Raw genomic sequence first — 26,215 nt, 5'->3', positions numbered from 1 at the left:
AAATGCAGATATAAAAATGCCGACATAGTGTCGGCATTTTTGTCTGGAACTTGTTAACTTAAATTAGACAAAGTCTAATTACAGAATAACTACGTTCGCAGCTTGAGGACCTTTTTGGCCTTGTTCGATGTCAAAAGAAACCTTTTGACCTTCAGCAAGAGTTTTAAAGCCTTCTGAAACGATTGCGCGGAAATGAACGAATGCGTCAGCGCCACCATTGTCAGGAGAAATAAAACCAAAACCTTTATCTTCGTTAAACCATTTAACTACACCAGTAGTTTTAGACATGAATGTCTCCAAAATTTTCAAACAAATAATTCGCAATTATGCGGTATGTTAGCCAGAAATAGAATTATTTACATTGATGATAAGTTATGAGTGGAAAGCTTCATGACAGCAAAAAAAATATTACAGGCGTAGCGAAGGTTTTCAAATACATAATATTGCTTATAAATAGGTCTGAATCACAGGCCGGAGTGCAGAGTAACATACTCTAGGGGTTTGTATAGTTTTATTTTTAAATACCTCTCATATTGAAACTGCTTTTTTGCGACTTATTGAGTGCGGAATTAGAGATAACTATTAATATTCAATCGATTATGTTGTATTTTTGATTGTTGTCTAGTGTGAAAATATTTTTTATGTTTGCCAGACTGACTTGCGATTAACCTTTCAATCCGTTCCATGAGGTTTAAATGCGGCTTGTATGCTTAGGTAAGAATTCTGTCACGATCTGTTACGTTATTAAATTGTTGCTTATTTGTGGTTGATGGTATTCTCGTCATTCAATAAAAACGTGCTTGAGCTATGGATTCAGGGCGATAACTTTAGATTGAATATAATAAGAATGGAGAATGACGTTGAAAACAGTACTAAAACGGATTGGACTCGGCAGCTTAGTCTTAGTGCTGTTATTAGTGGCGCTGGCCGCCCATGAATGGTTTGCGAAAAAGCCGTTTTTCTTTCGCGCATTTCTAGACCGCAGTGTGGTCAAGATGGCTTTCGAAAGCCCTGAGACCTTAACCTCATTGGGTTTCTTAGAATCGGTAGGGATTACAGGCCATAACGCCGAGTTGGATGACGATAGTCCAGAGGCGATGGATAAGACTTTCGCGCAAGTGCGAGATCTGCGTGAAACCCTATTGAGCTATTCCGATGCGGATTTAGATGAAAATCAACGTATCTCCAAGGATATTGCCCTATATCTTGCCGATTTCGCATTGGTCTCTGAGCCCTATCGTTACCATAACTATCCGCTGAATCAATTGTTTGGCGTGCAAAACGGTTACCCCAGCTTTATGCAGGCGCAGCACCAAGTGCATTCTGTGGGCGATGCTGAAAACTATCTGTCGCGTTTACAAAAGGTGAAACTTAAGTTTGCGCAAACTCTCGAAGGCTTAAAAATTCGTGAGGCTAAGGGGATTATCCCGCCAAAGTTTGTGATTGAGCGTGTTCTGACCGAGATGAATGAGTTTGTCGCGATGCCAGTGCAAGACAATATCCTATACAGTTCATTTAAAACCAAATTGGCTGACACGGATATCAGTGCCGATGAGCAAGCACGGTTATTGGCAGCGGCGGAAGCGGACATTAAAGGTTACGTGCATCCAGCGTATCAATTATTTATTGATTATTTTACCCAGCTACAAGCCAAAGCTGGGACGGATGATGGTTATTGGGCGCTGCCTAATGGCTCCCTTGCCTATGAGCAACTGCTGAAGTTCTTTACGACCACTAATTACACTGCGGATGAAATCCATGCCAAAGGGCTCGCTGAGGTAGATCGCATTCAAAATGAAATCATGACTATTTTAGCCGCTGAAGGTTACGATGTGAGCCAAGGTTTCTCGGTCGCGATTGAAGCATTAGCCGCCGATCCTAAGTTTTACTACGAGGATAGTGATGCGGGTAGGGCGCAAATCCTCGTCGATTATCAAGCGATTCTTGATGAAGTGAATGCGGGACTCGGTGATGCCTTCCGTATTCGACCCGAAGCGGGCATGGAAGTGGTGCGTATTCCTGAGTTTAAAGAGAAAACGGCACCGGGTGCCTATTATCAGCAGCCCGCGATTGACGGTAGTCGTCCAGGGCGTTTCTATGCCAATTTATATGACATCAAGGCCACGCCTAAATACGGTATGCGCACTTTAGCCTACCACGAGGGGATCCCTGGGCATCATTTCCAAATTGCGGTGGCGATGGAGTTAGAAGGTATGCCACTTATTCGTAAGATGGCGCCTTTTACGGCGTACATTGAAGGTTGGGCTTTATATAGCGAACGTTTGGCTTGGGAGCTCGGTTTTCAAAAGGATCCCTTTGATAATATCGGTCGTCTGCAGGCTGAGTTGTTCCGCGCTGTGCGTCTAGTGGTGGATACGGGTATTCATCATAGTCGTTGGACTCGCGAGCAAGCGATTGACTATATGAAGAAAAATACTGGCATGTCCGATCGCGATGTCACGGCTGAGATTGAGCGTTATATCGTTATGCCAGGTCAAGCGACGGCTTATAAAGTTGGCATGATGAAAATTCTCGAACTGCGCGAAAAAGCCAAGTTGGCCTTAGGTGATAAGTTCGATCTCAGGGATTTCCACGATGTAGTTCTGAAGAATGGTGCAGTTCCTTTGGATATCTTAGAAACACTGGTCGACCGCTACATTGCTGATAAAAAAAGTGCTGGGGCTAAAGCCACTGACGCTAAAGCGAAAATTTAGCGTTTGGCGGTAACAGTTAATGCTTGGATATTAATAGTAAAGCATTATTTATCAATTACTTACATCCAAGTGAGGCCAATTCCATGTCTGCGGATAAGTTTGTTATTTTTATCCTGCGGGCATGGTGGGGTAGTCTATCGTGGCTATCATTCTGGCTTTCGGCCAAGGCTTTCAATACAATCCCACACAACTTATTGATAAATGTCGCGCGGCAATGGCTTGCTATTGCTCGGAGTTGATATTTTTAGTTTCAAGGTTTTTACATGAATCGCTTGTCCCCCCAAGATCCTATCCAATTGACTCGAACCACTATAGAGTCATTATTCACGCCGCCAACCTTAATGCGCGCCCGTGATTATGTGATGAAAGGACGGGTGTTGAGCGCTAAAGCGAACGCCGATTTTCGTCATATTGAAGGTCGTGTCATGGGGACGGAATCCCAGCCCTATCGGCAGGATATTCGCCTTGTCAGCATGAACCATAAGTTGATCATGAATGGCTTCTGTTCATGTCCCGCCACTGGGCATTGCAAACATATTGCTGCCGTACTTTACAGTTTACTGAGTGATAGAACCGTTGAAGATCAACGTATTGCTCAGTGGTTACATCTGCTAGACGAAAGTGATGATCTCATGGTTTCAAATGTCGATTTACTCTACGACGATCGCGTGCTCTACGTATTATCTAAAGATGATAACGGTGTGTTTCTTGAGCTAAGAAAAGGCAAGTTGGCAAAGAATGGCGGCTATAACAAAGGCTCGAAAATCGCTTTGTCTGACGTGCAATATTATATGCCCGCTTGGATTGGCGCAGAAGATGTGCTCATCATCAATCTCATCATGTCAACCCGTCGCCATGGTGCCTCGCGTCTGTATCTTAAAGCTCAGTTAGGTGCCATGGCACTGGAAAAAATGCTCGTCACTGGGCGGTGTTTTTGGGAGGAGAGTCGTTTACCGCTCACCCGAGGTGAAGCGAGCAAGCCTGAATTCATTTGGCTAGATAAGGATGCCGAGCATAAACAAATGCAGTTAATGCTGCCCAATAAAGACAATTGGGAGCTTATCCCCTGTGAGCCACCGACTTATATCGATTTAGATTATTTTAAAGTGGGCGCATTGGACACTGAGATCAGTGTTGAAAAGCTGTTATTACTCAGTCAGATGCCTCCAGTGCCTAGCTCACAGATTGAACTGGTGAGCCACAAACTGATTAAGCATTTTTCGGCGAAAACGGTACCTACACCTGCTTTGATTGATTTTGTCGAGCTGCAAGTGCCGCTTCAAGTTAGGTTGACCTTAACCTCGCAGGATTTACCTGAGTTTGCTATGGCGCAGCCATTAGTGCTGTTGGAATTTGTCTATCAAGACGTGGTGCTCGGCGGCCAATATCCCGACGAGCCCTTGTCCTTAGTCACTCATCAAGGCAAAACCTATCAAGTCGTGCGTCAACTCGATGCGGAAATGGATGCGATTAATCGTCTGATGGCATTGGAACTGGTGGAGCTGGCGCCTTCTTTTATCCCAAACAGTGGCAGCTATGTCAGTATTTGGGGGTTAGGTTCACTGCCTGAAACGATTGATGCTTGGTTGCACTTTATTCAACAGGAAATCCCGATCCTGGAGGCCTTGGGCTACCAAGTGCATTTTGCCGACAATTTCAGCTTAAATGTCATTGAGACTCCGCTGGCGATTGAGCTGGATGATACGCAAGAGGGGTGGTTTTCTCTGTCACTGAATGCTGATATCGATGGTCAAATCGTGCCTATGTTGCCCTTAATTGCCACTTGGCTTAAGCAGTACGGTGAGCCCGCCGATGATGCAGAACTACTGTTACCAAGCCCAAATGGTGATTGGTTAAAAGTCAAAGCCAGCGTGATTAAGCCGCTGATCAGCATTATTTTAGAACTGTTCGATAGCCACAAAGGCAACAGCGTGTCTTTGCCTAAATACCGTGCCCACCTATTAAATGATTTTGCCGACAGTGATATTCGTCTGCTTAATGGTGAACGAGTGCGCAGTTTAGCGACTAAGCTCGAAAATTTTAACGGTGTGTTAGAGGTCGCAGTCCCAGACAACTTAAATGCTGAATTACGTCAGTATCAACAGCAAGGGTTGAATTGGCTCTGTTTCTTAAAGGAATATCAGCTTGGCGGTATTTTGGCCGATGATATGGGGCTGGGTAAAACCATTCAAACCTTGGCTTTTTTACTCAAGCAGCAAGAACTAAAATCCACGGTGGCAAGTTGTTCACCGAGTTTAATTATTTGCCCAACGAGCTTGGTGGGTAATTGGGCGAAAGAAGCCGCGAAATTTGCGCCTTCGTTAAAGCTAGTCGTTATTCATGGTGCTTTACGCAAGCCTTTGCTCGAACGCTTAAATGAGTTTGATATTGTGGTGACGACCTATCCGCTGATCGTGCGTGACAGTGACTATTATCAACGGCAGGTGTTTGAACATATCGTGCTGGATGAAGCGCAGCAGATAAAAAATGCGCAGGCGAAAGTGACTCAAGTGATTAAAGATCTTAAAGCGCCGTTTAGATTGTGCCTGTCGGGTACGCCGCTTGAAAATCATTTGGGCGAACTTAAGTCTTTAATGGATTTTTGTTTGCCCGGACTACTCGGCACGAATGCCTTCTTTAACAAATCCTTTAGGCACAAAATTGAACGTTATGGGGATATGGAACAAGCGCAAATCTTGAGTCAACGGATTGCGCCTTTTGTGCTGCGCCGAACCAAAGATGAAGTGGTCGGTGAATTACCCCCTAAAACCGAAATCTCCCAGAGCTTAGAGTTAGAAAAAGATCAGCGAAATCTCTACGAGAGTATTCGACTGGTGATGGAGAAAAAACTGCGGGATTTATTTGCCACTCAAGGCGTTGGTAGCAGTCATATCGAGTTTCTCGATGCCTTACTTAAGCTACGCCAAGCCTGCTGTGATCCGCGCTTGGTGAAGTTAGAGCAAGCGCAGAAAGTGAAGAATAATGCTAAGTTAGACTGGCTGAAGCAGAACTTACCAGAAATGGTGCAAGAGGGGCGTAAGATATTGATCTTCAGCCAGTTCACTAGCATGCTCAGCTTGATTGAAGCTGAGCTGGTGGACCTGGGGCTCGATTACAGTAAACTCACCGGACAAACTCGCCTGCGCCAAGCGCAGATAGATAAGTTCCAAGAGGGCGATACGCCTGTGTTCTTAATCAGCTTAAAAGCGGGCGGAACTGGGCTCAATCTCACCGCGGCGGATACTGTGATCCACTATGATCCCTGGTGGAATCCGGCGGCGGAAAAACAGGCTACGGATAGAGCCCATCGTATCGGCCAAGATAAGCCCGTGTTTGTCTATAAGCTGATTGCAGAAGGTACAGTCGAAGAAAAAATCCAAGAAATGCAGCAGCATAAGCAAAGTCTGGCGGACAGTATTCTCGAAGGTAAAGGCAAGGGCACATGGCAAGGAAGTGCCGATGAACTGTTATCGCTTTTTAGCTAAATTGTGGCCAGTTTTCCTAAATTGATTGAATCATTTGACTGAGGTGAACCATGCTGTACCAAGTCGACACTCATACCCATACTGTGGCTTCGAGCCATGCTTATAGCACGATTCATGACTACTTAGCGGTGGCAAAGCAGAAGGGGATTCGCCTATTTGCCACCACAGATCATGGGCCTGCGATGGCCGATGCGCCGCATTTTTGGCACTTTGTGAATTTAAGAGTTTTGCCACGTATGGTTGATGGCGTCGGGATTTTGCGGGGTATCGAAGCTAATATCAAAAATATCGACGGCGAGATTGATTTCTTTGGTGATTATTTAAAGCAGCTCGATATTGTGCTCGCAGGATTTCATGAGCCCGTCTATCCTCCGTCAGATAAAGCAACTCACACAGAGGCCATGATTAATGCGATTAAGAGTGGCAAGGTCGATATCATTACCCATCCGGGGAATCCAGCCTATCCAATTGATATTGAAGCCGTTGCCCGCGCCGCTGCCGAATACGGTGTAGCGCTTGAAATTAACAATTCCTCCTTTGAAGTGTCCCGTAAGGGCAGCGAAGCCAATTGCACTGCGATTGCCAAAGCGGCCAAGGAATTTGGCACGATTTTAGTTATGGGCTCTGATTCCCACGTGGCTTTTAGCTTAGGCGGTTTTGCGCGGGCGCAAGCGATTATCGATGAAGTGGCTTATCCGCCATCACGATTACTTAATCGTAGTCCTTCAGCACTCTTGGCCTTTTTAGCCGCCCGTGGCCATGAAACCGTTGCTGATTTGATCCCCTTATTCAGTGACGATGAGCCATGCTGTTGATTAGTGATGAAAATAGTGGCAACTAAAGTGACGCCACTTCAATGCGGGGCGGCGAGTGCCACAGACGCTAACACTCCTCAAGTGGTGTTAATCACTGGTGCGAAGAGTCAGCTCGCTCAAGCCTTGCTGAGAGTCGCTGCCGATATTGGTGAGCTAGCCCCAAATACCAGCACAAGTACAAGTACAAGTACAAGTACAAACTCAGTCGTACCACTTAAGCTTTATGCGCTAAGTCGTAGTCAGTTAGACATTACCGATGCCGCCAATATTGCTGCCGTGTTTACTCAATATCGACCAAGCTGGGTGATAAATTGTGCGGCCTATAATGCAGTGGATGCTGCTGAGCATGATGCAATCGAAGCGAATCGCGTGAATGCACTCGGCCCTGAGTTATTGGCGCAGCAATGTTGGCTGTCGGGGGCGCGCCTACTGCATGTGTCGAGCGATTATGTGTTTGGTGGTCATGCTGTTTGTGATGTTAGAGAAACTGGCGCTGAGCCGTATCAAAATCCAGACTCAGCTTCAAATCATTTACCAAGGCCATTTGTTGAAATTGATGCTCCCGAGCCGTTGTCTGCTTACGGTACGAGTAAGTTGCTCGGCGAGCAGAAGGTATTGGCGGTTCTGGGCGAGGATGCAACGATTGTGCGTACCTCATGGCTCTACGGTCAAGATGGGCATAATTTTGTCCAAACCATGCTGAACTTGATGCGCACTCAACCAAGATTGCAGGTGATAGTCGATCAAATCGGCTGTCCGACGTGGAGTGATGCACTCGCTAAGGTGATTTGGCAATTAGTCATGCAACAGTGCTCGGGCGTATTTCATTACAGCGCTCAAGGCCAATGCAGTTGGTATGAGTTTGCCTGTGAAATCCAGCGACAAGCCCTAGCGCTCAATCTGTTAAGTCAACCTGTGGTTATCCAGCCGATTACCAGTGCTCACTATGCTAAACAAGCATTAAATCGCGGCGTGAGTTTGGCAAAAAGACCGAGTTATAGCGTGTTGAATAGTGCCAAAGTGCAGTCCGCTTTGGCTGTCAATACCGCACTGTCTATGCCTGATAACGTCGTATGGCAAGATTGGCGTCAGCAACTGAATTGCATGTTGCGACGCTATTATGACGACAATTAACGTGACTCACATTTGGGTTTAGGCAGTTTTAATCAGGCGTTAAGCGTTTACGTCATCGCAGTGATTAACGCTTTCGAAAACAAAAAGCCCGCCAATAATCAGATTTAAGCGACGGCTTTAGACTATCAATATGAAAACATAGGCTGTGAATACGAATGCAGCTGGACTTAAGCCTCTTCTCAGCGCCAATGGCTTGCCTTAGTATCGTAATCACTTTGTTTATCTGTGGTTTTGTGCGCCGCGGTTTAAGCTGCGAGTCTTAGTCTATTTTGCTTGATGTATGATGAATTTGTTCTAAATTCCCCTTGGATGACAATGGCATAATGCCAAGATATTTAATGCATTAAGGAAGTTTCAGTGACAGACAAGACGACAATAGCGCAGACATTGACCAAACAAGATCTACTGCAAGTGGTCGCGATTGCCAAAGCCGCAGGCAATGCCATTATGACAGTTTATGGTCAAGATGACTTTTCGGTGAGCCATAAGGGGGACGATAGCCCTGTGACGGCCGCCGATTTAGCCGCGCACCACGTGATAGTGGCGGCATTGGCAAAGCAGTTTGTCGGTATTCCTATTATGTCTGAGGAAGCGGCGGATATCGCGTGGGACGTGCGTCGTCAATGGCAAACCTATTGGTTGATTGATCCTTTAGATGGCACTAAGGAATTTATTAAGCGCAATGGCGAGTTTACCGTCAATATTGCACTTATCCATCAAGGGGTTGCTATCGCAGGTGTAGTATATGCGCCTGTGCTCGATACGTATTATTACGGCGCTAAACATTTAGGTGCATGGCGCCAACAAGCGGGTCAAGAGAGCCCCTTATTGGGCGCCAATACGCCACGCGAAATGCCGATGATTGTCGGCAGTCGCTCGCACTTGAGCCCTGGCTTAGCGCAATATTTACAACAGTTTGGTGAGCATGACATCTTAAGCGTGGGTAGCTCGCTTAAGTTTTGTATGTTGGCTGAAGGCAGTGCCGATCTGTACCCCAGACTTGGCCCAACCAGCGAGTGGGATACCGCAGCGGCGCAAGCTGTACTCGAAAGTGCAGGCGGCACAGTTGTCTGTTATGACTCAGGTGAACCATTAACTTATAATCAAAAACCTGACATTTTAAACCCTTACTTTATTGCCACAGCTCCTGGCTGGGTAAAATAACGATTGCCTTGCATCAATCTCACTTGATGAAAGGGCAAGCTAAACACTGGAGTGGTAATTCATGATGCGCATGGGCGTCGATTTAGGCGGAACAAAAATAGAATTAGTCGCACTGAGTGATGAGGGCAATGAGTTATTTCGCAAACGTGTGACGACGCCACGTGACTATCAGGGCACGCTTGCTGCGGTGGTTGATTTAGTTAAGGAAGCGGAAGCGACTCTTGGCGAGAAAGGCACTGTCGGCGTGGGTATTCCAGGTGTGGTATCGCCCTATTCAGGTTTAGTCAAAAATGCTAACTCGACGTGGATCAATGGTCAGCCCCTCGATGTACATTTAGGGGAATTGTTGCAGCGTGAAGTGCGGGTTGCCAATGATGCAAACTGTTTTGCGGTATCAGAGGCGGTCGATGGGGCAGCCGCTGGCGCTTCTGTGGTGTTTGGCGTGATTATTGGTACTGGCTGCGGCGCGGGTGTGGCAATTAACGGCAAAGTTCACGGTGGTGGTAATGGTATCGGCGGTGAATGGGGTCATAATCCTCTGCCTTGGATGACTAAGGAAGAGTTCAATACCACCCGTTGCTTCTGTGGTAATCCCGATTGTATCGAGACCTTTATTTCAGGTACTGGCTTTGTGCGTGATTATAATGCGGCTTTGACTGCAGCGGGTACCGTGCGCGCTGCTGCCAAATCAGGTGCCGATATTATGTTATTAGTCGATGAAGGTGACGCCATTGCGGTTGCTGCATTTGATCGTTATATGGATAGACTCGCTCGTTCACTCGCCCATGTGATCAATATGCTCGATCCCGATGCCATAGTGTTGGGCGGCGGAATGTCGAATGTCGCGGCGATTTACCCAAGATTACCGGCATTGCTGGCCCATTATGTGGTGGGACGTGAGTGTCATACGCCTGTGGTGCAGAATCTATACGGTTGTTCATCGGGAGTGCGCGGTGCCGCTTGGTTGTGGGAAAAGTGATCCATTATTGAGGATATAAACTCCACCAGTGAACTCATTACGCTATGAAATCAACGTCTAGTGATATCAGAGTCTTGTAAACAATAGCCCAGTAAAACGCTGGGCTAGCTTTATGTGCGATGTATTCCCCCCGTATTTTGATGCTATGATTGCGCTCCTTTGGATTGCTTGGCATGGACATCATGTTTTGGGTTAAGAAAGTTGTTTCACAGGGGATGATGCCGATTCCCTTTATCCTATTGTTATTACTGATTTCTTTTCTAGTATGGCGCCGTCGCAGTATGGCGAAATACTTAGTATCCTGCGCTTTTTTTCTCTTACTGTTTTTAAGCAGTCAACTGAGTGTGAATACCTTAGTGCGGCCGTTAGAATCAGCTTACCCGATTAATTCCACGCCCATCGCAGGCGCTTGTTTTGTGATGGTATTAGGTTCAGGGCATGCTGATATAGCGGGAGCGACGGCGGTGCAATCCTTATCGGACGTCGCCCTTACAAGGTTAACTGAAGGAATTCGGCAACTTAAGTTGGGTCAAGAGTGTATGTTGATCGTCAGCGGCTGGGGTGGTGAACTCACTCAATTTTCCCATGCTGAAATGATGGCTAAAGCCGCGGTAGAGCTAGGTGTTGATAAAAGCCGAATTATTCAATTTCCACTGGCGCGCGATACGATAGAAGAAGCGCAATACTTAAAGTGGGAGTTAGGGGAGGAGCCCTTTCGCTTAGTCACATCGGCCACTCATATGCCAAGGGCGATGGCTATTTTCGCCGCTAAAGGCTTACACCCCGATGCTGCCCCAACGGATTTTATTGGCCGAGATGATTTTTGGTGGCGGTTAACCGCCGATAATTTAGTGGCTTCTCAACGGGCGATTCACGAATACATTGGCCGTTTGTGGTTATGGATAAAGGCCGTAAGTTAAAGATGGCAAGTTAAGGGTGTGGTTTGCCAAGTTCAGTCTAAAGATAGTGAGTTTTAACAGGAAGATGAACAATGACAATTGAGTCAGAAATAGTATCTGTGCGTCCTTTATCGAAACGAAATGGGTTAACCTTAACTTGGCTGGGAGGCTTAAGTCTGGTGCTGGGTTTGGGACTGTTTCTGACGTGGCCGGCCTTGTTTGCTGTCGGTTTGATGTTTTTTAGTTTGGGCGCTATTTCACTCATTCTCGGTTTAGCCAAGGTGTATGAGCCGGAAACGACTCTAGCACTAGATGACAAGGGGCTGACCTATTTTCATCGCCGCGGCAAAGTGGCTATCGATTGGGATAATATTCAGCGGGTCGATATTCCGCGGGTGACTAATGGTTTAGATACTATAGAGTTATCTTATTTAGGCATTAAACTGAAACATTTAAATCCCATTCTCGATAATATTTCCCTGCGTCTAGCAACAGGATTATTAACTGAACAGCGACCTTTGCTGGTGACGGCTGCCTCTCAAGATGCAGATTTAGCGACTTTAGAAACTTATCTCGGCGCTGAGTTTGGCCCTTTAGTGATAGAAGGGGATCGTTATCGTGGCGTATTGGCTATGTTTGGGCATCGCTGCGTGATGTTAGATACGCGTTTAGGGTATCACTTGTATATTCCCCATGACAGTTTAGATAGGGAACCTAAGGACTTTATTAAGTTACTTAGACAACGTATTGCACAATGTAGCCGCTCAGCTGGTTAAATCTACAATCTCAATTGAAGATCATCAGCAATAAAAAAGGGGACCCTAGGGTCCCCAATGAGTTGCAGAGATTAAAGTTTGGGTTGTGCAGGGGCAACCCAAAGGTACTAGTGTGCTACCTCTGCGTGTACCTTATCTACACCGTAGGTTTTACCTTCAGCATGACAAGTTGCGCAAGATTCTACTGGTAAGTTAGGATCTGTCATTGCATCAGCTTCAACCACAGCACCGTTGCTTCTAAAGTGAGCGACAGCCGCTGCATCAGAGTGAGCGTGACAGCTACGGCATGATTCAGCTACTGGGCTAATGTAGTTGCTACCCACTTTGATTGAACGTTTCTCAGAGGCTAAACCACCGTCAGTCGCAAACAGTTTTGCATCATCTTTGTGACATGCAGAACATGCAGTTTCTGGTGATGGATAACCGACTAATTCACCATTGGCATCGCGGAAGATCCCTGCGATAACATCAAAGTTACCACTGTGGAAGCGGTGGGCGACGGTGAATAAGTCTTTGTTATTGAAAGTGACTTCTGGATTAATGACTTTGCTACCGTCTTCACCTTTAGAAACCACTGTTTTATGGCCTGATGCACCTGTTGTATCGTTGTGACAGTTCATACATTGATCAAAAGTGTAAGTTCCGTGTCTGGTGCCCTTGATATAATCTAAGGTGCCGTGACAGGCGTTACATTTTGCTTCTTCTACGGTAATTCGAGCAGGATCTGTCATTCGAGCTTTAACTACTGCAGAAGCATCTAAGCTATAGAATTTAACAGGAGCAGTGTTACCAATTGGATTTGTTGGGCCAAATTCAAGTCCTGTGGCATTACAGCTACTCACTTTACCTGCTTTGATACAGACGTTGGCTTCTGAACTGACGTAGATAGTACCAACAGCTTGGGCATCGGGAATATCTTTTACGAAGGTTAATACACCATCGGCCAGCGTACCATTTTCAAGCTTAAGAGCTATTGCTGTTGGTTTGACATCTCTCCAAGCATAAACAGTACCATCAGTGGTTACGTTACCCAGTAATAAGCCGTTAGCCACAAACATACCAGTAGGGTTAGTTGTCGCGTTATACACTTTTAAATCGGTTCCGTTAGGAATTGCAGCGCCATTCATGGTCACATTGGCTTTTAATGTCAATGTTTTCATTCCAGGTGTTGCTGAAGTCACTACTGCTGCACTGGTAAAGTCAACTTTGAATAGGCTTGCATACTCAGCGCGTTTACCGACACTGTGTACAGCTTCAGGTGTTAAGCTACCGCTGCCATGGCAAGATTTACATTGAGTATCATCAGCTTGGGCTAAACCAAATTCTGAATGGTTTTCGCCAGTGGTGAAGTTCACATTGATATGACAACCCACACAAGCTTGCGCATAAATATTGGTGTTATAACTTGGTGCACCATCATGACAAGATTTACATTCTTTCAAATCAGATGGGAAACCAACTTCACCGAAATATTCTTTTGCTTCGCCACTTAAGCTGTCACTGATGTGATGACCTGCGTGGATCCTATGGATCATGGGAGCAAAATCAAATACCCAACCTTCGGCCAGTTGTGCGTCACTTGGAACGAGATCAGGGTTATGACAAGTTACGCAGTTTTTAACATCTTGGTAGTTATGATGGGCTTCAATCTTCGCGATATGGCCGTCTACTTCACCGTGACAGTTTTTACATGCCGCACTAGATACTGTGTCTTTACCCGATACACCTAATTCATCTGTTGCAGGGATAAAATCAACGGGTACAGACAAAATCTTGTCAGATAGGACAACACCAGTACTATCGGCGATGTTGTAAGCACGTAAAAAGACTCTGTGTACTGCGTTTGGATTATCATTTGGATTAATGATTGGCGCTGCGCCACCATAAGTCCAAGTTGCTGTGTAAGTGCCTGGCGTCGCTGTATCTTCGGTTAAAGTACAAGCGTTTTTAGTTCCGTTCAGGCCGTTTAGAGTACAAGTTAACGAAGTGCCAGCGGCATTTGCCGTGGCATTATTTTGCCACTCAATCGGCGCGCCAGTACCTGAGGTGTTTTCATTTGCTGTTAAAGAATAAATTGCAATTTTATCCAGTCCTTTGAAAGGGACTACTTTGCCTGCATTTTTACCCGTAACAGTAAATTTAACACTGAAGCCTTCACTGCTGGTCACTTTAATGTCAGCAGGACTTAACGTGAATGCCAGATCTGTAATGGATTGAGCTGTCGTTGCGAAGGAACCCGCAGGGGCTCCGGGTGTACCTGGTGTTCCGGGAGTGCCTGGTGTTCCGGGTGTACCTGGTGTGCCAGGTGCCCCATCTTGACCATCGCTTCCGTCCCCGCAGGCGGTAAGACTTAAGGTACTGACGAGAGCCAGTGCCAGTAGAGATTTATTGTAGTTTTTCATCATCGCGTCCCTTTTTCTATCTATAAGACTGCGTGTGCAGTGCCTCTAATATAGGAGGATTCATCTACTTATAAAGTGGTATTTGCAAATTTGTATCTGATATGTGAACGATGATTTAACACCCGTGAATGGTAATTCTAAACTTTGCATTTTGATATTTTAAATAGTGAAATTAAGCTGTTAGCCTATGATGTGTATCACAATTTCAATCTTTAAACTTAGGTCGAAATGATGAATTCATTTTCGGTTAAGCAAAATGAACGATGTTAAAAGAGCCTAAATCTTAAGTCGTTATCTTAAGGTTTTGAGCACAAAAGCAATGGGATAAGAGAGCGAGGATAGGGGGACGATATGGCATTTTAAAGTGATTGAATTGTGCCTTTGATAAATAGAAGCCATAGCCCAGTAAACCCACTTAACCCACTTAACATCCATGACGTAAGCTAGGTTGATGAACTTAGTGTGTAATCTATTTTTGTATTAGTGTGCTGGTTCGAGTGCGGCAAGTAAGGAGCGCACGACGAGATCACACTGGCTTTGGCTGTAACGCCGATGAACTGCAGGTTTCTCAATCAGATAATAATGTGGCGCCATCATAGTTTCGTGGAGTCTATTAAGCTCTGTGTCGCTAAGGCGCTCGAGATGTAATCCGGGCATATGTTTAACTGTGTGCATATCAATGCTGGAACAAAAAGCCACACTCTTCATGGTTAATAGATGGGCATACCATTCCTCCCTGTCTATCACTTTCTCTACTGTAGGCAGTAAGATACCTTGGCGCTGGCAAAATAATTCTAAGGGATCGATTTTACTGTTAAAGCCCTTGAGTTCTTGAAATAGAAACGGATGGCGACAAATTTGCTCTAAGGTAATATTCGTCTCAACGTCCCAAAGTGGGTGTTGCTTGGCTGCAACGATATAAATGCCATTGATTGAGCCAAGTTTGGTGTAACTTAATTCTTTATTTTCAGCACTTTCAAACGTAATCCCAAAATCAAGCGCACCTGCGTGGATCAACTCAGCGCTATTTTCCTGCCATTTATGTAAGCGTATTTGTCCTAGCTTTTGGGCAAGTTCAGGAGTACTTAACTGAGGCGCTAAAAAGCTTAGCAGGCCATTACAAGCAGCGATATGCAGCGGTAAGTCGGTATTGATGGCCGCATTTTGTATCTGGATCGCAGATTGTTCGAGGTGATAAACCGATTCAGTAAACTGGCAAATAGCAACGTAGAGACTTTCTGCTAAAGGCGTCGGTTTAAGCCCCTGTTGACGACGATAAAATAGTTCATCGTTAAAGGTTAGGCGTAATGCATTGAGGCAGCGGCTTATTTTGGGTGCAGAAACATCTAGCGCTTTGGCCGCGCTATTTGCGTGCCCAGTGTCGAAAATACTTTTAAATACAAGCAAGGTAAAAACATCGAGTTCACAGATCTGTTTTAGTAATAAGTTGCTCATTTTGTATTTTGCCCTGTATGAGTCTTAAATGTTTTTGCGGCGCTATTAGGGGAGTTCTGTGTCCTTGCGATTACCCGAACCACCGCGATCAAATATCATGGATACTAACTGCCAAGATTAACATTCAGCATGCGGATTAACTGTGATCCCTCTCGGCAAAATAACAATTATTTAACCATTGTAAAGGGGAGAGTTGGGGAGAGTTAGATGAGTAGGCGCTATGTTTAGCGTCGAGCGATAAGGAATGATTGAGCTAAAAGAGTGAGTCAAAGTCTGCTCACCTAAGGCGGCGAGCAAACGATAGTGATGCATTTCGGATTAATGAGATTCTATGACGTCGTTTTGCACGGACGGTAAGTTGAGTGGATCTGCTGTTGGGGTATGGCCTATTGCATGGGAATAAATGGTTGGTGCATCTTCTTTAATCCGCATCCCGATAAATTGGCCACCCTCAAGGATTTGCATTGAGGTACTTGCCACTTCGCCGTCGACAACACCATTACGTTGGATCACTAAACGCTCACAAATGAGTCTGCCTTTGAAGTGCCCATCGACGATAAATTCATGGCACTTTACTTCACCTTGAATTATACCGCCTTGTTCTATGGTGATATTGGCCTCAGAAAGCAGCTGACCTTGGATATCACCGCCAACAAGCACGTCGCCTGTTAATTCGATATTTCCCGTGAGTTTAGTGCCTCGAGCAATAAAGCTAAAAGAGGTACTTTTTTTAGGCGGGAAAAACAGTTTTTTTACAAACATCATCATAAATTAACTTAATTCGAGAAGGGATTAACTGAGTTCAACAGAGGCGCGATACTAGCTTAAAATCCAGGAGAAGCACAGCTCGGCATGTGTTAATGCAATTACAGTGTTTCTATCAAGTTGGTCGTTTTATCTCAATGGCTTTGCTAGGGCAAGGAGCTACGCAGGCACCGCATCCAGTACAAAGATCAAGGTCTATTTTGGGGCTCGGAGCCTGACCAATACTGAGCACAAAGCTGATGGCTCTTGGTTCGCAGGCATCCTTACAACTTTGGCACCAGATCCCTTGAAAGGTTAAGCAGCTTTCTTGAACATGGGCTTGGTATTGCCAAGGTGCTTGAGTCAAATCGAAAATATTTTCAGGGCAAGCCTTAGCACACAGGGTACAAAATGTGCACTCATTGTCCTTAAAGGAGACTTCAGGAAATCCGCCATCACCTTTGATGATAATGTGAGTTTCACAAACCTCAAGACAGGCGGAACAACGGGTACACACATCGGTGAACTCGATATCATCACGTACCCAAGGCGGCCTTATCGCATTATCTTTACGCCGGCGAAAGAGGCTGCGACGGCTGTGATTAATACTTTGAGTCATGTTGCTCCTCGGGTGGTTAATGATGTAAAGCGACGGTATTTAGAGGGATAAAGAAAAATGGCTTGGGAGATTTCCACAAGCCATTCAAGTTATTAGCCGTTATAACCATTGGGATTGGTTGATTGCCAATGCCAGCTACTGTTGGCCATATCTTCTAGGGTATGAGTCGCTTGCCAGCCAAGATCTTCCCTTGCGTGGGTTGGATCGGCGTAGCAGGCGGCAATATCCCCTGGGCGACGTGGCGCAATTTGGTAGGCAATGGTGTTACCACAGGCTTTTTCAAAGGCCTTAACCATGTCTAATACACTATATCCTTGGCCTGTGCCTAAGTTATAGGTCACTAGACCAGGTTTAGTGGCCAATTTTGCAAGCGCTTTTAAATGGCCATTGGCTAAATCCACGACATGGATATAGTCACGCACGCCGGTACCGTCGTGAGTCGGATAATCATTACCAAACACGCTCAAGGCGGTGCGTTTACCCACGGCAACCTGCGCAATAAAGGGCATCAAGTTGTTAGGGATATCGTTAGGATCTTCGCCGATTAAACCACTGGCATGGGCGCCAACCGGATTAAAATAGCGCAGACGGGCGATATTCCAGCTCGGATCGGCATTGTGTACATCTGCCAGTATATGTTCAACCATCAACTTAGACTGACCATAAGGGTTTGTTGCCCCTGTGGGAAAGTCTTCGGTGATCGGTAAACTTGCGGGATCGCCATACACTGTTGCCGATGAGCTGAACACGAGATTTTTTACCTTAAATTCTGCCATGACTTGGCAAAGGATAAGCGTACCCGTAACGTTATTCTCATAATACTTCAGGGGTTTTGCGACGGATTCTCCCACCGCTTTTAATCCTGCAAAGTGGATAACTGAATTAATAGCATGATCGTTAAACACTTTCTGCAATAACGCTTTATTGAGAATATCGCCTTGATAGAAAGTAACCGATTTACCAGTGATCCGCTCGACTCGGTTTAAGGCTTCTATGCTTGAATTAGACAAGTTGTCCAATACAATCAAATCATTACCAGCATTGAGCAGTTCTACTACTGTGTGGGTGCCAATATAGCCAGCACCACCGGTCACTAAAATCGTCATTACTTAATTCCTTTTACAACGGTTTTTAAATAGTGCGCAAAATCTTCACCGATTTCGCTGTGGCGCAGGGCATATTCAACGTTAGCACGCATATAACCTTGCTTGTTACCACAGTCATGGCTCTTACCTTCCATGTAGTAAGCATTTACGGTTTCTTGCTTCATTAACATCGCAATCGCATCCGTTAATTGAATTTCATCGCCTGCGCCCGCAGGGGTTTTAGCCAGTAGTGGCCAAATGGTGGCAGGTAACACATAACGGCCTACAACGGCTAAATTAGAAGGAGCTTCATCTACAGAGGGTTTTTCAACTAGTTCGACTAATGGCTCAGATTCACCCGGTTGTAAATCATGACCATTCACATCGGCAATACCGTATTGGTTGACGACGTTATGTGGCACGCCTTCCACCATGATTTGACCGACTTGGGTTTCATCAAACAGGGCAACCATAGCGGCTAAGTTATCGCTACGAAGGTCACAGCTGGCTTCATCTATGATCACATCCGGTAGCAATACGGCAAATGGTGCATCGCCGACGACGGATTTAGCACACAAAATCGCATGACCTAAGCCTTTAGCTTGAGATTGGCGCACGCTGATCACTGTTACATCTTTAGGACAAATAGATTGTACGGCTTCAAGTAACTGACGTTTAACGCGGCGTTCTAATTGGGCTTCTAATTCGAAACTGGTATCGAAATGGTTTTCGATAGAGTTTTTACTGGCGTGGGTCACGAGTACAATTTCTTTGATCCCAGCCGCAATAGCTTCACTTACTACGTATTGAATCAATGGCTTATCGACAACGGGTAACATTTCCTTTGGAATTGCTTTGGTCGCTGGAAGCATACGAGTGCCTAGGCCTGCGACAGGAATAACGGCTTTACGAATTTGATGTTGTTTCATTGCGAACCTTTTAGGTCAAGGAGATGCGGTTAATGGCCAATATTGTAAATGACCTGCACAGAAAAGCTATTTAGAAACGCTGAAAACTTAGGATATTTAAGTATTTTTACAGCGAAGTCGACGTAAGTTTTAGCAAAGGTAGCACAGAGCATCTCATCCAGCATGGGTGATGTGCAATTGCATGGCGTTTTTAATACCCTTGTAATATTTGCTTTACGTTTACGTCACAGTGGTGGTGCAAGAATAAAGTGTGAGGGAGTTAACAAATTTAAAGGCTTAGATCACTATGGTTCCATGAGCGCTAGCCACTAAGTGAAGACTATGACGAAAGGAACAGAGTACATCGCTCACAGAGCTGATGACACAGGGTTTATCAACTACCCGCAAGAAGAACATGAGATTTGGAGCCAGCTTTATGCCCGTCAAGCGATAAACCTGCCTGGCCGTGCCTGTAAGGAGTATTTGCAAGGGCTAGATGCCTTGGCTTTGCCAAAGAATCGTATTCCGCAACTTACTGAAATTGATACTGTATTGCAAGCTACCACCGGCTGGAAAACGGCAGCCGTACCTGCGCTTATTTCCTTCGGCCGTTTCTTTGAACTACTGGCCAATAAAGAGTTTCCTGTGGCGACATTCATTCGCCGTAAGGAAGAGTTTGATTACCTTCAAGAGCCTGATATTTTTCATGAAATTTTTGGTCACTGCCCTTTGCTCACCAACCCTTCATTTGCCAATTTTTCACATATGTATGGCCAATTAGGTTTAAATGCCAGCAAAGAAGAAAGGGTGTTTTTAGCGCGTTTATACTGGTTTACGGTTGAGTTTGGCTTGCTACAGCCTAAAGATGGCCCCTTGTGTATCTATGGTGGCGGTATTTTAAGCTCACCTGGTGAAACTTTATATGCAATGGAAAGTGACGTGCCAGAACGTCAGCCTTTTGATTTATTGAATGTGCTGCGAACCCCATATCGCATCGACATTATGCAGCCGATTTATTATGTGATTGAGCACATTGATATGCTTGATGAAATTGCCAAAATGGACATCATGAGTTATGTCACTAAGGCACGTCAGTTAGGTTTATTTGCTCCTAAATATCCTCCCAAAGCCAAGGCGAGCTAGTCTCGATTCGATGGATGGTTTGATGTGTTATTTGAGTCGCCATCTAATTTAGTCATGTGATTTAAGTAATTAATAAGTAATGAGTAAAGTGCAACTGAATATCTCTATCAATGTTGCCAACAGGAGTATGTATGACTGCGTTATCGAATATGAAATGTGAAGCGTGCCAAGCCGATGCACCAAAAGTGACCGATGAAGAATTGGCAGAACTTATTCGTATGATCCCTGACTGGGGCGTGCAAGTGCGTGACGGCGTAATGCAGCTTGAGCGCGTCTACAAGTTTAAAAACTTTAAACTGGCGATGGCATTCACGAATAAGCTGGCGGATTTAGCGGAAGAAGAATTCCATCATCCCGGCATTTTCACTGAATGGGGTAAAGTGACTGTCACTTGGTGGTCACACTCCATTAAGGGGCTACATAAGAATGACTTCATCATGGCCGCCAAGACAGACCAGTTACTAGGTTAATTATTTAATCAATTTAATCAGCATCTTAACGTGTTTTATGATGCTGATTTTTTCTTCCTGTTACAATTCAACTGTAAACTAGGCTTGCCACTTTCAGTTTAACCTTCTAACGTATACGGGCTCTGCTATTTCCCCTCATCGCTGACGTTTTCGTCAAAGGTAACGATTTGCCTAGCAAGCGTTATTTTTGTTGTAAAGCCTAAGGCGAAAAATAGCTCTGCACGGTTTATCCCCAAAATTCAAATCAAAAAAGGGAATATCAGTCATTATGCGCTTGGAAGTCAGCTGTCAGGATCGTGTTGGTTTAGCCAAAGATATCTTAGTCGTGTTAGAGCGTTATGGCATTAATTTAATTGCCATTGATGCCAGTAACCAAGGATTCCTGTACTTACAATTTGCCGAAATTAGTTTTGAAACTTTGAGTGCCTTGATGCCGCAGATCCGCAAAGTGGAAAGCGTGCACGATGTGCGTACGGTGTCATTTATGCCTTCAGAGCAAGAACATTACGCCCTTAAAACCCTGCTCAAAACCTTACCCGACTCCGTTTTTTCTATCGATGCCAAGGCACGTATCCGTATCGTTAATGAGTCCGCCTTGCTCAATATCGGCATGGGTGAGCACGAAGTGCTCGAAGAGTCGCTTAATCATTGGGTGCAAGGTTTTAACTTCAGCCGTTGGTTGAGTGAAGCACAAGTATTGCCACAAGCGGCGCGAGTTCAAATCGGTCCAAACGAATATTTAGCGGAAATGCTGCCGATTTACCTACCCGATGAGGATGAAAAAACCATCTTGGTTGGTGCTGTGGTGTCGCTGAAATCCCCTGCGCGCGTTGGAAAACAGTTTAACGCGCTGCAGAACCAAACCACTGGCTTTGAAAATGTATTAGCCAGCAGTGACAAGATGAAGGAAGTGCTTAAGCAAGCGCGGCGTATGGCCCAGCTCGATGCACCTTTGTTGATCACGGGTGAAACGGGTACTGGCAAAGAATTAATGGCCAGAGCTAGCCATGATGCGGGGATGCGCCGTGAAAAACCTTTTATCGCCATCAACTGCGCCGCTCTACCCGACAGCGCTGCCGAAGAGGAATTATTCGGTTATGTCAGTCAGGGCAAAGTCGTCAAACGGGGCTTTTTTGAAGAAGCTAAGGGGGGCACAGTATTTCTCGATGAAGTGGCGGAAATGTCTAGGGCGGCTCAAGTTAAGCTGCTACGGCTATTGCAAGATGGCACTTTTAGACGCATAGGGGGCGATGAAGAAGTGCGTGCAGATGTGCGAATTATCTGCTCGACCCAGAAGAATTTAGCTGAATTATGCCAAACCGGCGAGTTTAGGGAAGATTTGTACTATCGCATCCATGTGCTGAGTTATCACATCCCGTCATTACGTGAGCGTAAAGTCGATATCATTCCACTGACGGAAATGTTCCTCGAACATTACAGTCAACAGTTGTCTAGCCCAGTGCGGCGGATTTCGGCCCAGTGCCGCGATCATTTGCTCACCTACGCTTGGCCAGGTAACGTACGCCAATTAAAGAACGCGGTATTTAGAGCCGTGTCTATGTGGGATGGCTCGGCCGAGTTGACGGTAGAACAGCTGAAATTGCCGTCATACGCCGAAGGTTTTGGTTACTTTGATAATGAGTTTGAGGGCAATCTCGACGATGCAATGAAGCAGTTTGAAGCGAGTCTGTTGCGTCGATTATATCCGGCCTATCCGAGCACTCGCCAGTTGGCGAAAAAGCTAGGTGTATCACACACAGCTATTGCTAATAAACTGCGTGAATACAAGATAGCCAAGCGCCGTTAGTCAGAGTCTCGTTGGGTTGACACAGTCAATGTAACAGTATCGTTCCACTTAGTTGCCGACTTTTCAGGCATATTGCTTACCGAGATATTGATAAGCGGTAACTAGGTTATAAACGTAATGATTAGTTTACAAAATGTGAAATAATTAACCTAAATGTGATTTTGGTCACGCTATAGGAATCTTGAGCTGCATCGGGTATTTCTACGCGCAACAAATACGTTAAAGCAAGTAACAGAGCACGCCTCGTTGGCGCGGACTGCGTAACGTGTATGCCCTTAATGAGTCAAAAAGTCCGATTTAAATCGCCGAATATAAGCTGGGTGACGACGCGCGTTTTCCAGCACAATAAAATTGTACACCTAGCCGAAGAGCACTGGAGCCAATATGAAACTTGCAAGTTATAACAATGGTCGTCGTGATGGTCAGTTGATGTTAGTCAGCCGCGATCTCACTAAAACGGTTGCCGTTCCTGCCATTGCCCACACTATGCAGCAATTACTCGATGGTTGGGATTTACTGAGACCGCAATTGCAAGAATTGTACGATGCGTTAAATGAAGGCATGTTAGATAACGCGCAAGCGTTCGACGAAGCTAAGTGCTTGTCGCCATTACCGCGTGCTTACCAATGGGCCGATGGTAGCGCTTATGTGAATCACGTTGAGTTAGTCCGTAAAGCCCGTGGCGCAGAAATGCCAGAAACCTTTTGGACAGATCCGTTGTTTTATCAAGGTGGCTCAGACAGCTTTATTGCCCCTAAAGCGGATATCCCATTGGCGAATGAAGACTGGGGTATCGATTTCGAATCTGAAATTGCGGTTATTACCGATGATGTGCCTATGGGCGTGAGCACTGACAATGCAGCTAAGCACATTAAATTGTTGATGCTAGTTAACGATGTGTCATTGCGTAACTTGATCCCTGGTGAGTTGGCGAAAGGCTTTGGTTTTTTCCAATCTAAACCATCGAGCAGTTTTTCGCCTGTGGCTGTGACACCGGATGAATTGGGTGTCCGTTGGGAAGATTCGAAAGTGCATTTACCGCTGATCACCTATTTGAATGGTGAATTATTTGGTCGTCCGAATGCAGGCGTTGATATGACCTTCAATTTCAGTCAGTTAGTTTCGCATGTTGCAAAAACCCGTCCATTGGGCGCAGGCGCGATTATTGGCTCTGGTACTATTTCTAACTATGACCGTAGCGCAGGTTCGAGCTGTTTAGCGGAAAAACGTATGTTAGAAGTGATTGCCGAAGGCAAAGCCACTACGCCATTTATGCGTTTTGGTGACACAGTGCGTATCGAAATGCTCGATGATAATGATGTAACCATTTTTGGTTCTATCGATCAAAAAGTGGTTGAATACAAAGCCTAAGGCTTTCCTTTAAAGGGCGACACCGACTCAAACTAACGGGGCTTAATTGCCCCGTTTTTATACTGACTTTTATAAGGACATGAAAATATGAAACTTTACGGTTATTGGCGTTCCAGTGCAGCCTATCGGGTTCGTATTGCCCTTAATCTCAAGGGGATTTCAGCCGAACAGTTTTCAGTGCATCTCGTGCGTGATGGCGGCGAGCAACATAAAGCGGCCTACATTGCACTTAATCCTTTAGAGTTAGTGCCAACCTTAGTGGTGGATGATGAGCTGGATGTGGATGCCTTGTCGCAATCTTTAGCGATTATCGAATATCTTGATGAGATACATCCACAGTCGCCATTATTGCCTGCATCGGCTCTTGAACGTGCCCACGTGCGCGCTATGGCACTTACGGTCGCCTGTGAGATCCATCCATTAAACAACTTGCGGGTATTGCAATATTTAACGCAAACCTTAGGTGCTGATGACACCGCCAAAAATACTTGGTATCACCATTGGGTCGCAAGTGGTTTTACGGCCTTAGAAACCTTGTTAACACGGCATAGCGGTCGTTATTGCTTTGGAAATGCAGTGACATTAGCTGATTTGTGTTTAGTACCGCAGGTGTATAACGCCCAGCGTTTTAATGTGGATTTAACGCCTTATCCCAATATCATGCGCGTGTGGGCTGAGTGTAATCAGCTTGAAGCCTTTGCCAATGCTGCGCCAGAGCGCCAAGCGGATGCGGTGTAACGAATTGCGTGGATACGGTTTTTACGAATAGAAAGAATGGATGATGAGGCTTGCTTTACAAGTCTAATCTCAGCGATGGAGTTTAAATGCTTTTCAGTAAAAAATGTCCGTATTGCAAAGGTAAACTCGGCGCTAAGGAAGTGCCGATTAAGGAAGGACGCTGCTGTCATTGTGATAAGCCGATACTGTACAAATTCAATATAATAAAATGGATGGTCCTGTTCGTGCCTATCTATATTGTTAGCGTTAATCTGCTAGACAAAGATGTACATGGTTTTTGGATTTGTGTTGCGGTGATGGCACCTATTTATAGTCTCGTTTCTCTGCTCTGTCATGAGGTCGTAAAGTGCTCAGAAACCGATGGCGAAGTGGAGTAAGCTTAATGTCTTTCCCGTGTTTTTATCTGATATTGAAGCGGGCGATACTGCTATGAGTGGTGCTAGGGGTAATGTCATGAGTGTTGCTACGAATAATGTTATGAATGATGCAATGAGGGAAGCAGCGCTAGAGCATCAATTACTCGAATGGATAGCTCAAGACTGTGAGCGGGTGAGGGCGCTTGAACTCGTGCTTCAATGCGCCAAAGTACACTCAATGCCGCAGTGGTGTCTGGCGGCGGGATTTGTCCGTAATTTAGTCTGGGATCGCTTGCACGAATTTGAGTTGAGTCCACTGAACGATATCGATCTGATCTATTTTTGCCCTTTAGATATTAGCCCTGAGCGGGATCTGGCGATTGAAACCTATCTTCATCAGCTTGCCCCTGAGTTACCTTGGTCGGTTAAGAATCAGGCGCGCATGCATAGTCGCAATCAAGACATGGCTTACACATCTTGTATTGATGCTATGGCTCATTGGCCAGAGTTAGAAACCGCGGTTGGGGTGGGTTTAAAATCTCATGTTGAGACAGATACTCAGGTAGATGCAGAGACTGATCATCATTCCACACATTACGGTATTGAGCTGGTGATTCCCTTTGGGCTGAACTCCCTGTTTGCCCTCAAATTGAGCGCCAATCCAAAGCGATCATTACCCGTGTTTCATCACAGAGTTGCGACTAAGGGGTGGCTAACTCGCTATCCTTTGCTTACGTGTTGCTACTCAAGCTAATCTTCTCACTTTCTTATTCGTTCAGTCTAAAACTGACTTAACCGCCTCACACTATCATTCCATGCAATCTAGTTATCTAACATGATAGGTATCATCCTCAAGCCGTTTTTATTTGTCCATTTTTTGTTTTTATCCTAATACCAATCGTATTAAATATCTGTTCATTCAGCGGGAGTTCAACGCGCTTTAGACAAGGCTAAGGCTTGAAGGCATAGTGGTGCTCTGTCGAAAGCCTTAAACGCAGTATAAAGCGCGTTGAAACCCACCCTTCGGGAGCCACACAGGCATCCCACTTCGGTGTGGCATTGACTTAAAAGGGAATAACCATTTTTGCGTCAATGCGCCTTGGATTGAGATGCCTGTGAGGATCTGAACTGATTAGATATTTAATGTGATT

At 45.3% G+C, this 26,215-nt stretch carries 22 protein-coding genes and 1 pseudogene; 15 read left to right on the top strand and 8 right to left on the bottom strand.

Annotation, left to right across the window (positions count from 1 at the left end; translation table 11 throughout):
- Nucleotides 1-78: 78 nt before the first annotated feature.
- Nucleotides 79-288: a cold-shock protein gene (locus L5L94_RS00335; protein ID WP_006080998.1), complete on the bottom strand. Its 210-nt coding sequence runs from the start codon at nucleotides 286-288 to the stop codon at nucleotides 79-81.
- A 566-nt stretch (nucleotides 289-854) separates the two neighbouring features.
- Here L5L94_RS00335 and L5L94_RS00330 point away from each other — a divergent pair.
- The 8 genes from L5L94_RS00330 (at nucleotide 855) to L5L94_RS00295 (ending at nucleotide 11,966) form a co-directional block, all read left to right on the top strand.
- Nucleotides 855-2,714: a DUF885 domain-containing protein gene (locus L5L94_RS00330; RefSeq protein WP_263160654.1), complete on the top strand. Its 1,860-nt coding sequence runs from the start codon at nucleotides 855-857 to the stop codon at nucleotides 2,712-2,714.
- A 263-nt stretch (nucleotides 2,715-2,977) separates the two neighbouring features.
- Nucleotides 2,978-6,199 (top strand): DEAD/DEAH box helicase, encoded by a 3,222-nt coding sequence (locus L5L94_RS00325; protein ID WP_263160652.1) that lies wholly within the window; start codon nucleotides 2,978-2,980, stop codon nucleotides 6,197-6,199.
- A gap of 50 nt (nucleotides 6,200-6,249) precedes the next feature.
- A complete protein-coding gene (locus tag L5L94_RS00320) occupies nucleotides 6,250-7,014 on the top strand; it encodes a phosphatase (RefSeq protein ID WP_263160650.1) in 765 nt (254 codons plus the stop codon).
- Between the two features lie 6 nt (nucleotides 7,015-7,020).
- Nucleotides 7,021-8,148, top strand: coding sequence for a dTDP-4-dehydrorhamnose reductase (gene rfbD, locus L5L94_RS00315; protein ID WP_263160649.1), 1,128 nt, complete (start codon nucleotides 7,021-7,023; stop codon nucleotides 8,146-8,148).
- Nucleotides 8,149-8,505: 357 nt separating this feature from the next.
- The gene (cysQ, locus tag L5L94_RS00310) at nucleotides 8,506-9,312 is read left to right on the top strand and encodes a 3'(2'),5'-bisphosphate nucleotidase CysQ (RefSeq protein ID WP_263160647.1); all 807 of its coding nucleotides are present in this window, start codon (nucleotides 8,506-8,508) and stop codon (nucleotides 9,310-9,312) included.
- A 61-nt stretch (nucleotides 9,313-9,373) separates the two neighbouring features.
- Nucleotides 9,374-10,291, top strand: a complete 918-nt coding sequence (mak, locus tag L5L94_RS00305) for a fructokinase (protein ID WP_212600040.1) — start codon at nucleotides 9,374-9,376, stop codon at nucleotides 10,289-10,291.
- Nucleotides 10,292-10,509: 218 nt separating this feature from the next.
- Nucleotides 10,510-11,211 carry a YdcF family protein gene (locus L5L94_RS00300; RefSeq protein ID WP_263160919.1) on the top strand — a complete coding sequence of 234 codons (702 nt, stop codon included), beginning with the start codon at nucleotides 10,510-10,512 and terminating at the stop codon, nucleotides 11,209-11,211.
- Between the two features lie 71 nt (nucleotides 11,212-11,282).
- On the top strand, nucleotides 11,283-11,966 hold the full coding sequence (locus L5L94_RS00295) for a DUF2982 domain-containing protein (protein ID WP_212600041.1): 684 nt from the start codon (nucleotides 11,283-11,285) through the stop codon (nucleotides 11,964-11,966).
- 107 nt (nucleotides 11,967-12,073) lie between these two features.
- Here L5L94_RS00295 and L5L94_RS00290 read toward each other — a convergent pair whose 3' ends face one another.
- The 6 genes from L5L94_RS00290 to galU all read right to left on the bottom strand — a co-directional run bounded on the left by L5L94_RS00290 (nucleotide 12,074) and on the right by galU (nucleotide 19,200).
- Nucleotides 12,074-14,371, bottom strand: a complete 2,298-nt coding sequence (locus L5L94_RS00290) for an OmcA/MtrC family decaheme c-type cytochrome (protein WP_263138114.1) — start codon at nucleotides 14,369-14,371, stop codon at nucleotides 12,074-12,076.
- A 477-nt stretch (nucleotides 14,372-14,848) separates the two neighbouring features.
- Complete coding sequence (locus tag L5L94_RS00285; RefSeq protein WP_113938944.1) at nucleotides 14,849-15,823, bottom strand: LysR family transcriptional regulator; 975 nt, start codon at nucleotides 15,821-15,823, stop codon at nucleotides 14,849-14,851.
- 318 nt (nucleotides 15,824-16,141) lie between these two features.
- Entirely contained in the window at nucleotides 16,142-16,591 is a 450-nt protein-coding gene (locus tag L5L94_RS00280) for a polymer-forming cytoskeletal protein (RefSeq protein WP_263160646.1), read from the bottom strand.
- Between the two features lie 112 nt (nucleotides 16,592-16,703).
- Nucleotides 16,704-17,186, bottom strand: a complete 483-nt coding sequence (gene napF / locus L5L94_RS00275) for a ferredoxin-type protein NapF (protein WP_263138116.1) — start codon at nucleotides 17,184-17,186, stop codon at nucleotides 16,704-16,706.
- Nucleotides 17,187-17,278: 92 nt separating this feature from the next.
- Entirely contained in the window at nucleotides 17,279-18,292 is a 1,014-nt protein-coding gene (gene galE / locus L5L94_RS00270; protein WP_263138117.1) for a UDP-glucose 4-epimerase GalE, read from the bottom strand.
- Complete coding sequence (galU, locus tag L5L94_RS00265; RefSeq protein WP_263160644.1) at nucleotides 18,292-19,200, bottom strand: UTP--glucose-1-phosphate uridylyltransferase GalU; 909 nt, start codon at nucleotides 19,198-19,200, stop codon at nucleotides 18,292-18,294. Before galU ends, galE begins: the two co-directional genes overlap by 1 nt.
- A gap of 321 nt (nucleotides 19,201-19,521) precedes the next feature.
- On the opposite strand from galU, the gene phhA reads away from it, so the two are divergent.
- The 7 genes from phhA to L5L94_RS00230 all read left to right on the top strand — a co-directional run bounded on the left by phhA (nucleotide 19,522) and on the right by L5L94_RS00230 (nucleotide 25,818).
- A complete protein-coding gene (gene phhA / locus L5L94_RS00260; protein WP_212600043.1) occupies nucleotides 19,522-20,322 on the top strand; it encodes a phenylalanine 4-monooxygenase in 801 nt (266 codons plus the stop codon).
- Between the two features lie 131 nt (nucleotides 20,323-20,453).
- Nucleotides 20,454-20,792, top strand: coding sequence for a 4a-hydroxytetrahydrobiopterin dehydratase (locus tag L5L94_RS00255; protein WP_106650051.1), 339 nt, complete (start codon nucleotides 20,454-20,456; stop codon nucleotides 20,790-20,792).
- Nucleotides 20,793-21,060: 268 nt separating this feature from the next.
- Complete coding sequence (gene tyrR, locus L5L94_RS00250; RefSeq protein ID WP_113938940.1) at nucleotides 21,061-22,599, top strand: transcriptional regulator TyrR; 1,539 nt, start codon at nucleotides 21,061-21,063, stop codon at nucleotides 22,597-22,599.
- 384 nt (nucleotides 22,600-22,983) lie between these two features.
- Entirely contained in the window at nucleotides 22,984-23,970 is a 987-nt protein-coding gene (locus L5L94_RS00245) for a fumarylacetoacetate hydrolase family protein (protein WP_263160641.1), read from the top strand.
- An 87-nt stretch (nucleotides 23,971-24,057) separates the two neighbouring features.
- Complete coding sequence (maiA, locus tag L5L94_RS00240; protein WP_212600044.1) at nucleotides 24,058-24,708, top strand: maleylacetoacetate isomerase; 651 nt, start codon at nucleotides 24,058-24,060, stop codon at nucleotides 24,706-24,708.
- Nucleotides 24,709-24,794: 86 nt separating this feature from the next.
- On the top strand, nucleotides 24,795-25,085 hold the full coding sequence (locus L5L94_RS00235) for a hypothetical protein (protein WP_263144908.1): 291 nt from the start codon (nucleotides 24,795-24,797) through the stop codon (nucleotides 25,083-25,085).
- 76 nt (nucleotides 25,086-25,161) lie between these two features.
- Nucleotides 25,162-25,818 carry a nucleotidyltransferase family protein gene (locus tag L5L94_RS00230; RefSeq protein WP_411569082.1) on the top strand — a complete coding sequence of 219 codons (657 nt, stop codon included), beginning with the start codon at nucleotides 25,162-25,164 and terminating at the stop codon, nucleotides 25,816-25,818.
- Nucleotides 25,819-25,915: 97 nt separating this feature from the next.
- On the opposite strand, the pseudogene L5L94_RS00225 reads toward L5L94_RS00230, so the two are convergent.
- A pseudogene (locus tag L5L94_RS00225) lies at nucleotides 25,916-26,098 on the bottom strand (hypothetical protein).
- Nucleotides 26,099-26,215 lie beyond the last annotated feature (117 nt).

Source organism: Shewanella sp. SM21, from assembly GCF_025654335.1.
Classification (GTDB): Bacteria; Pseudomonadota; Gammaproteobacteria; order Enterobacterales; family Shewanellaceae; genus Shewanella; species Shewanella oncorhynchi.
This window is presented reverse-complemented; position numbering and strand designations above follow the sequence as displayed.